Source organism: Xenorhabdus sp. PR6a (assembly GCF_028599065.1).
GTDB lineage: Bacteria > Pseudomonadota > Gammaproteobacteria > Enterobacterales > Enterobacteriaceae > Xenorhabdus > Xenorhabdus doucetiae.
On sequence record NZ_JAQRFJ010000076.1, the window covers coordinates 1 to 13143 of the forward strand.

Consider the following 13143-nt stretch of genomic DNA (forward strand, 5'->3'; position numbering starts at 1 on the left):
CCTATCGTCATTAAAGATGCTTGATTTATACTTAAAATCCCATAATGCTAACGGATATGAAAATTCATGACTTAAACACAAGAACCATTCCTTGAATTGATGCATGATACGACCCGTACAGGCAGCAGGGCGCGAGCATACTTTTATGACTTATCACCCAAAGAAGACTCTTGCCCGATCAGGGTGCGACTTCACCTTGTACAAAAATCAAACATTGTATGAATGTTGATAACTTTACACATTCAATACGATTTTATTGATAGATTTTAGCATCTATATTGTATATTTATTAAACTCAAAAAGAATAATTTGCTTGATTTACATGACAATTTTTTCTTTACTGGCATCAAATACTGCCTGAAATTGCGATTGAACATCTTCCCATAATTTGGGTTGATTTTTCTTCACCTGAACAACCAGATGGGCTTTCTTTTCACTGATGTTTTCCAGCGTTTCACGCTGGCAATGCAGCGCATCAAGCGTCACAATGCTGCCTTTAAGTTCCAGAATATCCGGCAGTTGCCGCACAATCTACCGCCAAAGGCGATGAGGGGTTTGCCTGTGTGTCTACGTTGTTCATTGACCCAATTCAGTAACGCTTCCAGCAAGAATTCGAGCACGATGTGTTGTAATAGTCCAAGTTGCACTTGTTATGCGAGTCCAAGAGACACAAAAATAAGCGATTGTTGGAATTATAAAGATTTTTTATGAAAAAAAGAGAGAAGAATTTGGAGCGGGAAACGAGACTCGAACTCGCGACCCCAACCTTGGCAAGGTTGTGCTCTACCAACTGAGCTATTCCCGCGTCATTGAAAGCGAATATTGTTAGTTTGAGATACCTGAAATTGATTTTTAATCTCGGTTAACCCTATGAGTTACCGAATCATTATTGAAATCTGTATATCAGGAACGGGCGCTATTATGAACGTCTTCAGATAAGATGGCAAGATCTTTACTTTCCCTCCTACATTAAACGCTCAAAATACACCCACCTAAGTTTGACACAAAACATCCATATCATCATCTCGACAATTATGACTGGAATACCAAACACCATGGAGTTAACATAAAATAAACAATTAACCAACATCTAATGATCTTTATGCTTGTCTTACGTCTTTTGTCGCAATAGATTAACAGCAATTTTCGTCGTTACTTAGATGATTATTTTCCTGAGAGAGGGTCAAAGATATGGCTCGATATTATCAATCTAAATTCGTCACGGGCACTGAAGCACTGGTTGATCTTCTACTCGCTCAAGCTGAGTTGGATAAAATCCATAATCTCAACACAGCGGGGTTCGTTTCAGGTTACCGGGGTTCTCCTTTAGCTCGTCTAGATCAAACATTATGGCAACACAGCAAACAACTTATCCAAGCCAATATCCGCTTTCAGCCTGCCATCAATGAAGATCTCGCCGCCGATGTGCTGATAGGAACGCAAAAAGTCGAAACAGATCCGGACAGACACGTTAGTGGCGTTTTTGGTATGTGGTACGGCAAAGGGCCAGGCGTCGATCGTTCCGGTGATGCGCTCAAACACGGTAATGCCTACGGTTCCTCTCCACACGGTGGAGTGCTGGTTATCGCCGGAGACGATCATGGCTGTGTTTCTTCTTCCATGTCCCATCAATCTGATCTCAGCATGATGGCTTGGAGTATGCCCATCTTGCATCCTGCATCAGTTGCCGACTATATGAGTGTCGGTTTATGGGGTTGGGCGGCATCACGTGTGAGCGGTGCATGGTTCGGTTTCAAGGCAATCAGCGAAGTGGTAGAAAGCGGTGCCATCAGAGAAAGCCAGCCACTCCCTGATTATCAAATTCCACAAGTTGATCCTGGCCCCGATGGGCTGCATTGGCGCTGGCCTGATCTCCCCGGCCCGCAAATTGAAAAGCGTCTGGCCTATAAACTGAAAGCTGTCGAAGACTTCGCTAAACTTAATCCCATTGATTACCTACTCAGCCCTTGTGAACATCCACACGCTTTATTAGTCACTGTTGGCAAAGCCCATAAGGATGTTATGGAAGCCCTGCGTGTCGGGGGATTAACACCTTCTGAACTGGCTCAACAAGGGGTCGCCTTTCTCCATGTCCGTTTGGTTTATCCTTTATCACCACTTCTCAGTGAACTCGCTACCCAGGTCAGTCATATTTTTGTCATTGAAGAAAAAGCCGCTATCGTTGAAATGCTGCTGGCGCACCGATTAGTTCAATTACAAAAAAGTATCAACCTGATAGGTAAGCATAACCCTCTTGGACAGAAATTATTACCTACTGATGTTGAGCTACGCCCTTCTCGGGTTGCCTCCCCACTTGCGGGATGGTTACAACAATTCAATCTCTCTCTCTCCGTGCCACCAGAATGGTCAACCGCGCCCATTCAACACAATGCCACTTTGCCTAAACGCACCCCTTATTTCTGCGCAGGATGTCCTCACAGCACTTCAACTCGCTTACCAGACGGCAGCCAAGCCCAACCGGGTATTGGATGTCATGTCATGGCCTCGTGGATGGATCGCAATACCGGGAATGGTATTTTACCCATGGGGGGAGAAGGTACCGACTGGATCGGGCATTCCCCATTTGTGAACCGTTCCCACGTCTTTCAAAATCTGGGGGATGGCACCTATTTTCATTCTGGTCACTTAGCCATTCGCCAATCAGTCGCCGCAGGGAGCCATATTACTTACAAATTGCTGTTCAATGATGCTGTGGCGATGACGGGCGGGCAGCCTCTGGATGGAAATATCACCCTATCGCAAGTGGTTTCTTTGATGCTGGCAGAAGGTGCGAAAGAAGTGGTTGTCGTGACGGATGACCTTAGTAAGTACAAAGGTAAAAATAACCTTCCTGCCAACGTGAAATTCTATGAGCGAGACTATCTGGAAGATGTCCAAAAACACCTTCGAGATATCGCTGGTGTCACGGTGCTTATCTACGATCAAACCTGTGCCACAGAGTTGCGTCGTAAAAGAAAACGTGGCTTGGTGCCAAAAGTAACGCGCCGCGCCGTTATCAATGAATGGGTTTGTGAGGGATGTGGTGACTGTCAAATACAGTCAAATTGCCTTGCCGTTATTCCGGACAAAACGCCTTTAGGCACCAAACGAAAGATAGACCAACATGTTTGCAACTCAGATCTATCCTGCCTGAAAGGATTTTGCCCCAGTTTTATCACTGTCGAAAATGCCAACCCACGCGCAGATCTCAGCAAACTCATCCCACATGATGAGTTAGATAAAATTATCCGTCAGTTACCACAGCCAACACTGGCTTCTGCCGAAACACCTTATGAAATCCTGTTAGTCGGTATTGGCGGTACGGGTATCGTCACCGCAGGGCATTTACTCTCAAATGCCGCACAATTAGATAATTGCTTCGTCAATCTGCTCAATTTTACCGGTTTTGCCCAAAAAGGTGGGGAGGCAATAACCCATATTCGGTTATGCCATAACAAGGATAATCTGCATCAAGTCAGGATTGATCGTGGCCGTGCTAATCTGGTTATCGCCGCGGATTTAGTGGCGGCAACAGGGCAAAACTCACTGGAAGTGATGTCGAGGGGATCAACAAAATGCATACTGAACACCCACGAAACACAAATCGGCATGATGCTTCGCTCCCCTATGCTGGATTTAGATCACCCAAAAATGTCAGATACCCTAAATCAACACACGCAGACATTACTTTCCATTGATGCAGAAATGATGGCAGCGCATCTTGTCGGCGATAGGAACCAAACAAATATCATATTAATAGGTTATGCCTGGCAACTCGGCAAACTCCCAATCACATTATCTTCCATCAATACTGCCATTCAAGAACTGGGCGCTTCAGCAGATAATGCACGGCGGGCTTTCTGGACAGGCCGCATTGCGGCGATACAACCCGATATTCTGCAAAAACACCTCAATATCACTCCACCAGAAAAGATAAAAAACCTGGATGATCTCATTATGCATCGCTATCAATGTCTGGTTGACTATCAAAATGAAAAATATGCGATGCGTTATTTCAGCCGCATTGCCCAAGTTCAAATGGCCGCTCAACAGATCAATGCAGAAGAAATTACCCAATCTATAGCTGAAAATTTATTCAAACTGATGGCGTATAAAGATGAATACGAAGTTGCCCGACTCTACGTCAAAACCGGTTTTTTCGATAAGCTCCGATCACAATTTGATAATACCGATACCATTCGTTTTCATCTTAGTCTTCCCTTCTTCAATCGCAAAGATCCCCGCACAGGCCAGCGAGGAAAAAAGGAATACGGCTCGTGGATCATTCCTGTATTCCACTTCCTTGCTACATGTAAGCCACTACGTGGTACTGCTTTCGATATTTTTGGTTATCAGGAAGAGCGTAAGCAGGAAAGAAATTTGCTGCTTGAATATGAGCGGTTAATTGATTTTTTGATCGAAAAAATGGATCGCAACAATTTGGCAATCTGTCAGCAACTCGCGGAACTTCCCAATCAGGTACGAGGTTTTGGTCATGTGAAGCAAAAAGCGATACAACGTATGTTGGTCAGTAAAGAAGAGTTGCTGAAAGCGTTATAAAAACAGGCGACTGATAATCTGTGTGTTAATAACGAAAAAAGAGCCTAAAGGCTCTTTTTTCTATGACTTGCAAATTTCTATAAAATCTGCCGTCCTGAATTTGGAGCGGGAAACGAGACTCGAACTCGCGACCCCAACCTTGGCAAGGTTGTGCTCTACCAACTGAGCTATTCCCGCATCTATTATGCGCTGCCGTCAAACGGGCGCTTCACACCGACATAATCTTTAATTTGGAGCGGGAAACGAGACTCGAACTCGCGACCCCAACCTTGGCAAGGTTGTGCTCTACCAACTGAGCTATTCCCGCGTAAATTTTGGCGTGCTGTACTTTTGAAATTCTTCATCGGTACGGGGAGCGCATTATACGAGAAATTCTTCCTCTGGCAAGTCCCTAAAAAGCAAAAAATCGGGTTTTCTTTCTGATTGATGATTAAACAAACAAATTACCAGCTTAACCATCAACTCAGCGATTAATTTGCGTTCATTTTTGTGCTCAATACCGCATTTTATTTTTGGATAAAATGCTCACGGTAATAGACCAATTCAGCAATGGATTCCCGAATATCATCCAATGCCTGATGGCTATTTTTCTTGCTGAATCCTGATAACATCTCAGGCTTCCAACGACGAGCCAACTCCTTGAGCGTACTGACATCCAAGTAACGATAGTGAAAGTATTTTTCTAACTCAGGCATATAACGGAATAGGAAACGACGATCCTGCCCCACACTATTGCCACAAATTGGGGATTTTCCTGCCGGCACCCATTGTTCCAGAAAAGCAATGGTGGCGTTTTCAGCTTGCTCATCACTCAGCTGGCTCTGCTTTACACGTTCCACCAATCCACTGGCGGTATGCGTGCGGACATTCCAATCATCCATCAACGCCAATTGTTCATCCGACTGATGAACCGCAATTACAGGCCCCTCTGCAAGGATATTCAATTCCGAATCGGTGACAATAGTCGCAATTTCAATTATGCGATCACGCTCGGGATCTAACCCCGTCATCTCTAAATCTATCCAGATAAGATTGTTCTCACTTTTTGACATGATATATCCTAGTTTCCTTCAAAAGAGGTAGTCTGTATCTGTGATGTATCATAACGTTTTTGATCACTCACAGCGATGATCAGCAAGATAGATGAAAAAATAAGTGAGGTTCGGTGGCTAAAAGTAAACTCTCCAAAGGGCAACAACGCCGTGTGCAGGCCAATCATCAGCGCAGGCTGAATAACGCTGATGCCCAAAAACCAGAAATGGATGACAGCCAGTTTGGTGAGCCACAGGAAGGATTGGTGATCAGCCGATTCGGGCAACATGCCGATATTGAAGCCGCAGATTCTTCTGTACAGCGCTGCAATATCCGCAGGACAATACGCTCATTGGTCACGGGTGATCGCGTGGTATGGCGCCCTGCTCTGCAACGCCAGTCTGATGTCAAAATTAATGGTATCGTGGAAGCAGTTCATGAACGCGCTTCCGTTCTTACTCGTCCTGACTACTATGATGGCATCAAGCCAATTGCATCAAATATCAATCAAATCGTGATTGTTTCCGCTATCTTGCCCGAACTGTCGCTGAATATTATCGATCGCTATTTAGTCGCCTGCGAAACGCTCAATATCGCACCTTTAATCGTGCTCAATAAAATTGATATGTTGGATGCCGAAAGCCGTAAATGGATCAATGAGGTGATGGATATTTACCGTCATATCGGCTATCGCGTGCTGGAAGTTTCCAGCTATACCGGTGAAGGCATTCCTGAACTGACGACGCTGCTGGCTGACAAAATCAGTATCTTTGCCGGGCAATCCGGTGTCGGGAAATCCAGCCTGCTCAATACCCTGCTGCCTGACAATAAAGAAGATATTCTGGTCAACAATGTCTCAGATAATTCAGGTCTTGGTCAGCATACCACCACCGCTTCACGCCTTTACCATTTCCCGCTGGGGGGAGATGTGATCGACTCGCCGGGTGTCCGTGAATTTGGGCTGTGGCATCTCACGCCAGAACAGGTTACCCAGGGTTTTGTCGAATTCCGCAACTATCTGGGGGGATGCAAATTCCGTGACTGCAAACATCAAGACGATCCCGGATGTGCCTTAAGGAAAGCGTTGGAACAAGGCGCCATTGCTGAAGAACGTTTCGAAAATTACCACCGGATTCTGGAAAGTATGGCACAGGTTAAACCGCGCCGAAATTTCACAAGCGGTCAAAAATAAGGCAATAATTAACGATATCCTGACATTCAAAATAATGGCAGGTACAATAGTCGACTTTTGTCCAATTTGCCAAGAAAAGATCCAAGAGGTTGACGTGCTGGATAATTTTAAAATCAGTCTACAATATTTACTGCCAAAACAATGCATTACAAAATTGGCTGGTTGGTTTGCCAATAAAAAGGCGGGCTGGCTGACGCAGCTTGCCATTAAGGCTTTCGCCAAAGCCTATAAAGTGGACATGAATGAAGCCAAAGATCCTTCATTCACCGCTTATGCAACATTCAATGAATTTTTTGTCCGTCCGCTTAAAGATGACATTCGCCCTATCGTCAATGAAGCCCATCAGTTGGCTCTGCCGGCAGACGGCACGGTAAGCCAGCTTGGCGCGATCCGTGAAGATCAGATTATTCAAGCCAAAGGCCACTATTATACGATAGAAGCACTGCTGGCAGGGCAGCATCAACTGGCTGAACAGTTCCGTGATGGTCAATTTATCACGACTTACTTATCGCCAAAGGATTATCATCGTGTCCATATGCCGTGTGATGGCGTGCTTAAGGAGATGATCTACGTCCCGGGTGATCTGTTTTCAGTTAACCCATTGACAGCCGCCAATGTGCCAAACTTATTTGCACGTAATGAACGCGTCATCTGTTTATTTGAGACCCCATTTGGCCCAATGGTACAAATTCTGGTTGGTGCTACCATTGTTGGCAGTATTGAAACCGTTTGGAGTGGCTGTGTCACTCCTCCGCGTGAAGGTATTATCAAGCGCTGGACTTACCCGACAGAAGGTCAGGAAGGGGTTATCTCACTTAAAAAAGGAGAGGAAATGGGTCGATTCAAGCTGGGTTCAACCGTGATCAACCTGTTTGCTGCCAATCAGATTGATTTTACCAACAACTTATACAGTGGTTCACTGACCCATATGGGCGCCATGATGGCACAAGCTATCACATCAGAAGAGCCCACAGTCAATACCAGTGAATCCATGAATTAAAGATACCGTCAGCGAATTAGAACCAAGGAGCCCCTTATTGTGCGCCTGATTATCAGTTTACTTCTCAGCCTCTTGATCATGAGTCCGGCTTTTGCCTCTGTGTTGCCATTGGATGAAAATCAACTGAAACAAGAGTTAAAGCAGGTTGGAGGCAGTAAAAGCTCACAAGATTCTGAAATCGCACACGCACTTCAAGGGGCAATAAATTGGGTTAGCGAGACAAAATCGGCTAATGAGCGTACCCAGCAGTATCAACAAGCCATTGATGAATTTCCTAGAATCATCAAAGAACTACGCCAGAAAATCCTTGCTGAAAACAATGTTGTCACGCCCATTCCGGCCAATCAGACTATCAGCAATTTAGAACAGCAACTTATCCAGACCAATAACGAATGGCAGGAGCAGGGGCGCCAATTACAACACGAACAAAATAAGCTCCGGGAAATCAGTGATTCCATGGGGCAATTGCCTCAACAACAAGCTGAGGCAAAGCGCCTGCTGGCTGAAGCGACGGCTCGACGCCAGTCGCTGGACTCACCGTCCACGCCGCTGGACAAAGCGCAATTGACACTGGCGCAGGCAGAAGTCAACGCTCGTAAGGCTGTGGCCGATGAATTGGAGATAGCTCAACTTTCTGCCAATAATCGTCAAGAGATTACGCGTATCCGCGCCGATTTATACAAAAAACGCTATCAACGACTGGATGTTAAACTCCAGCAATTGCGCAGCCAGTTGAATACTCAACGCCAGCAGAAAACGGAATCTGCACTGGAGTATACGGAAATGCTGGCCGAACAAAGTGGCGGAAAATTGCCGCATTTTTTGCAGGATGAACTCCAGCAAAACCGCCAATTGTCGCAAATGCTCAATCAGCAAGCCCAGAGAATGGAAGCCATTGGGTCAAAACAGCGCAAGGCCAACAGCGAGATCCTGTCTGTTCTTCAAACACTGAATACGATCCGCGAACAAGCACAATGGCTAAACGATTCCACCGCCCTCGGCGAAGCCTTGAGAACCAGGGTCACCCATATTCCTGATATGTCAAAATCTCAGCAAATTGACAGGGATATTGTCGAATTGCGGGTCGAAAGGCTGAAATATGAGGAAATACTGGAACGCTTGCAGCGGCCTCTCGAGCAGGTATTACCTTCATATCACACCCTGACGCCAGAACAGAAGAAAGTCTACGAATCCCTTATCCGCACAAAGAAAGAGCTATTAAATTCTCTGTTATCAGGATATGACAATGAGATACTGGAACAGACACAATTTAAGGTCATCACCCACAAATTAAATGATGCCCTGAAAGAAGTTCAGGATGCGACTCACCGCTATCTGTTCTGGGTTGCGGATGTCAATCCTATATCACTCAATTATCCGCTACAGCTGGTGCAAAATTTGACGCGTCTGCTATCTCTGGATACGTTTTCTCAATTGGGTGCTGCAATCCACAACATGTTGACCAAGCAAGATACCCTGCTTTATTTACTGGGTACGTTGCTACTGGTTATTTTTAGTATTAGCTCACACCGCCAGTACCACGCTTTCCTTGAGCGTTCGAGTAATCGCATCGGTAAAGTGACACAAGATCACTTCTCTTTGACGATGCGTACCGTTTTTTGGTCTGTCATCGCGGCATTACCGCTGCCAATGCTCTGGTCAGCCATTGGTTATGGGCTGCAAAATGCGTGGCAATATCCGATGGCGACCGCAATAGGCAACGGTGTACGTGAAACAACGCCTGTTCTGTGGGTCTTTATGCTCAGTGCCGCATTTGCCCATCCCAATGGTTTATTTATCGCCCATTTTCGCTGGCCGGAAGAACGTATAAAGCGAGCGATGCGTTTCTACCGTCTCTCCATTTTCCTGATCGTGCCTCTGATGATGGCATTGATCACTTTCAATCATTATAAAGATCAGGGCTTTATCTCAACCCTCGGCAGACTGTGTTTCATCATGCTGTGTATCTCGCTGAGTTTGGTCACCAGCAGCCTGAAACGCGCCGGCATTCCACTCTATATGGACAAACATGGTTCCGGCGAAAATATCGTCAGTTCTGTGCTGTGGTGGATACTGCTCTCTGCCCCCATCCTGGCAGCACTTGCTGCGATCCTGGGGTATCTGCAAACCTCACAGGCGTTATTGGGTCGTCTGGAAACTTCGGTCGCTATCTGGTTCTTCTTACTGGTCATTTACCACATTGTGCGCCGATGGATGCTGATCCAGCGCCGCAAAATTGCGTTTGAGCGGGCAAAACAACGACGGGCGGAAATATTAGCCCAGCGTGCCAAAAGTGAAGAAGATTCTGCCAATATGAATAGCAGTGTAGAGGGTTCAATCGAGGTTGAAGAACCTGTCATCGATCTGGATGCTATCAGTGCCCAGTCGTTAGGGTTAGTGCGTTCAATCCTGACCATGACGGCACTTGTTTCACTGATCCTGTTGTGGTCTGAACTGCATTCCGCCTTCTCTTTTCTGGAAAATATCCGGCTCTGGAGCGTTAGCACAACCATCAACGGTGTTGATAGTGTTCAGTCCATTACCATGGGATCTGTGTTAATTGCCATCTTAGTGATTGTAATTACTACGCAACTGGTGCGTAATTTACCAGCTCTGCTGGAGCTTGCCCTGTTACAGCATCTGGAGCTGACACCAGGAACCGGTTACGCCATTACGGCATTGACCAAATACAGCATTACGCTCATTGGCGGCCTGGTGGGGTTCTCTCTGGTAGGGATTGAGTGGTCGAAATTACAATGGCTGATTGCCGCAATGGGAGTGGGGCTTGGTTTTGGCTTACAGGAAATTTTCACCAATATTATTTCGGGTCTGATCATCTTATTTGAAAAACCGATCCGCATTGGTGATACCGTGACGATCCGTGGTCTGACTGGCAACATCACAAAGATCAATACGCGGGCTACAACCCTGTCTGACTGGGACAGAAAAGAGATTATCGTTCCCAACAAGGCCTTTATTACAGAGCAATTCATCAACTGGTCACTGTCTGATACCATCACCCGTATCGTCCTGACCATCCCAGTGCCGGCTAATGTTGATTCAGCAAATGCGACCGATATATTAATGTCTGCCGCTAAACGCTCCCCCTTAATTCTTGATAATCCGATGCCGGAAACCTATCTGGTAGATTTGCAACAAGGCATTCAGGTTTATGAACTGCGTGCCTACGCCGCAGAGATGGGGCATCGTATGCCTGCCCGTCATGAAGTCCATCAACACATTTTGCAGGAATTCCGCAAGCACGATATCACCTTGCCATTCCCGCCATTCCAGGCGCGTGTTGATATTTTCGGGCAAGAGATCCGCAGTGCAACCACTAATTATACGGGGCGTAATCCCCCACGCAGGCCGGGAGAACTGTAACCTGATACCAACATGACCAAACGAATCCCTTTTCAGGTTAGCGGGTTACTGGCATTCAATGGCGTTTCTATTTTGGGAAACGCCATCACTGAAATTGCTATTCCCTGGTTGATTCTGGAAATATCAGGCAGCCCACTTTTGGTTGCTGGCGTGATGTCCGCCAAAATCCTTCCCTTACTCTTTTCCATTTTCTTTAGCGCTCAGTTGGTGGATAAATACGGGGCATACCGTATTTCCCTGTTATCTGATTTAGTGAATTTCCTCAGCGTGTTGCTGATCCCGCTGTTTTATTCGATGGATATCCTGCACTTTTATTTGTTGGCGGTTTTACTGATATTTTCCACTATCTTGGATTCCCCTGGACGCCTGGCAAAAGATATTATTTTGGCGAAAGAGATTAAACAGAATAAAAGTGAACATGAGTTGATCAATGGGATTAACAGTACGATTGAAAATATTTGCGATCTGATTGGCCCAGCCGTTGGCTCACTGCTTATTGCCACACTTGGCACGATCAATGCTCTCTATTTCGACGCAGTGAGTTTTTTAGTTGTAGCACTGGGAATAATGATTCTAAAAAAACATTTTGTGGCCAATGTTAATGAAGTCACTCAAGCGCCCGCCCTACCACACCATTATTTCCTCGAAGCATTCAGATACATTAAATCTGCAAAAACACTTTTCGCTGTACTAATTATCAGTTCAGTCGTGAATTTTGTTATCTCGCCGTTTTTGATCGTTTATTTACCCTATGTGAATAAACAAGAATTTAATTCCGTTTTAAGCCTCGGTGTTTCAATGACCTGCTTTGGCGCAGGAACAACGCTCTCGGCGTTACTCTATGGTATCTATGGCAAATATTTTTCTGGTAACCGTATTATCATTGTCGGCTACAGCTTATTGACGTTATGCCTGATATCTCTGAGCCTATTTAACGGACAATATGCCTTGTTCCTCCAGCTTTTCGCGATTGGCATGTGCATTGGTTTTTCTGCTCCCGTTGAAATCACGCTAATTCAACGTCAAGTACCAGAAAATTTGTTTGGCAGGATCATGACGTTATTCTCTTCTACACGGTTCCTCTCTGTGCCTGTAGGATATCTCTGTTTTGGTGCCTTGCTGGAATCCCGCCTTGCCGAACAAACGCCATTGATCATGGCGGCCGTGGTATTGGGGGGATTGGTGAGTTATTGGCTGGTGCGTAAGGAACGTCAATGAAAACTGCTATTTTTCCGGCGAATAAACCATTACAGCATAATAGTCCTTTACCCCTCTATCGCCAGATATACCAACGCCTTATGCAAGCCATCAGCCAAGGAATATTAAAACCAGGGCAACGGATACCTTCTATTCGTACATTATCCAGTGAATTACACGTTTCACGTAGTACGGTTGAATCCGCCTATACACGATTACTTGAAGAAGGCTATCTGGAAGCCAGAGGGCAAGCCGGTACGGTGGTTTCCCCACGGCTTGCTGACACACCTTCACCGCCTGCAACACAAATATTTCCTGTTTCGGATAAAACAGATTTATCGTTATTCGATTCGGCTGCATTAACGCAACCACTGACTTATCAACTGGGATTACCTGCGCTGGATCTTTTTCCCCGTAAGTTATGGAATACACTGACAGCTAAACATATCCGCTTGCAAAGCCGGCATATGTCTTATCCGCAATCTGCGGGTTATCCGCCATTGCGGGAAGCCATTGCCGCTTATCTGCAATTATCACGGGGAATAAATTGCACCCCACAACAAGTTTTTATCACTGCGGGGTATCGCGGGGCGCTCAGTCTTATCGGCCAGGCTGTTCTAAAACCGCAAGATCAAATCTGGCTTGAAGATCCCTGTTTTCCGCCCGGTTATCATTTACTGACCCAAATGGGCGCCGAGATCGTTCCCGTACCCGTTGATCAAAATGGAATCAATATCGCCATAGGTAAAACGCTCGCACCGAATGCACGTTTCGCACT

Annotated in this window: 7 protein-coding genes, 3 tRNA genes and 1 pseudogene; 6 read left to right on the forward strand and 5 right to left on the reverse strand. The window is 45.7% G+C overall.

Features of this window, described 5'->3' with window-relative positions:
• Window positions 1-321: 321 nt before the first annotated feature.
• Window positions 322-635, reverse strand: a pseudogene (locus tag PSI15_RS15620) (ISAs1 family transposase); the annotation flags it as partial.
• Window positions 636-729: 94 nt separating this feature from the next.
• Window positions 730-805: transfer RNA gene (locus PSI15_RS15625), tRNA-Gly, on the reverse strand.
• 386 nt (window positions 806-1191) lie between these two features.
• Here PSI15_RS15625 and PSI15_RS15630 point away from each other — a divergent pair.
• Window positions 1192-4560: an indolepyruvate ferredoxin oxidoreductase family protein gene (locus tag PSI15_RS15630; RefSeq protein ID WP_273584330.1), complete on the forward strand. Its 3369-nt coding sequence runs from the start codon at window positions 1192-1194 to the stop codon at window positions 4558-4560.
• Between the two features lie 101 nt (window positions 4561-4661).
• On the opposite strand, the gene PSI15_RS15635 is transcribed toward PSI15_RS15630, so the two are convergent.
• From PSI15_RS15635 to orn, 3 genes are all read right to left on the reverse strand, one after another.
• Window positions 4662-4737 (reverse strand) — tRNA-Gly (locus PSI15_RS15635).
• Window positions 4738-4791: 54 nt separating this feature from the next.
• Window positions 4792-4867: transfer RNA gene (locus PSI15_RS15640), tRNA-Gly, on the reverse strand.
• A gap of 199 nt (window positions 4868-5066) precedes the next feature.
• Complete coding sequence (gene orn / locus PSI15_RS15645; protein WP_273584331.1) at window positions 5067-5612, reverse strand: oligoribonuclease; 546 nt, start codon at window positions 5610-5612, stop codon at window positions 5067-5069.
• A gap of 113 nt (window positions 5613-5725) precedes the next feature.
• Here orn and rsgA point away from each other — a divergent pair, with 113 nt between their 5' ends.
• The 5 genes from rsgA to PSI15_RS15670 all read left to right on the forward strand — a co-directional run.
• Complete coding sequence (gene rsgA / locus PSI15_RS15650) at window positions 5726-6784, forward strand: small ribosomal subunit biogenesis GTPase RsgA (protein WP_273584332.1); 1059 nt, start codon at window positions 5726-5728, stop codon at window positions 6782-6784.
• A gap of 97 nt (window positions 6785-6881) precedes the next feature.
• The gene (asd, locus tag PSI15_RS15655; RefSeq protein ID WP_273584336.1) at window positions 6882-7784 is read left to right on the forward strand and encodes an archaetidylserine decarboxylase; all 903 of its coding nucleotides are present in this window, start codon (window positions 6882-6884) and stop codon (window positions 7782-7784) included.
• Between the two features lie 39 nt (window positions 7785-7823).
• Window positions 7824-11168, forward strand: a complete 3345-nt coding sequence (gene mscM / locus PSI15_RS15660; RefSeq protein WP_273584333.1) for a miniconductance mechanosensitive channel MscM — start codon at window positions 7824-7826, stop codon at window positions 11166-11168.
• A 12-nt stretch (window positions 11169-11180) separates the two neighbouring features.
• The gene (locus PSI15_RS15665; protein WP_273584334.1) at window positions 11181-12386 is read left to right on the forward strand and encodes an MFS transporter; all 1206 of its coding nucleotides are present in this window, start codon (window positions 11181-11183) and stop codon (window positions 12384-12386) included.
• On the forward strand, window positions 12383-13143 hold a 761-nt coding region (locus tag PSI15_RS15670), incomplete at its 3' end, for an aminotransferase-like domain-containing protein (RefSeq protein WP_273584335.1). The genes PSI15_RS15665 and PSI15_RS15670, both read left to right, overlap by 4 nt.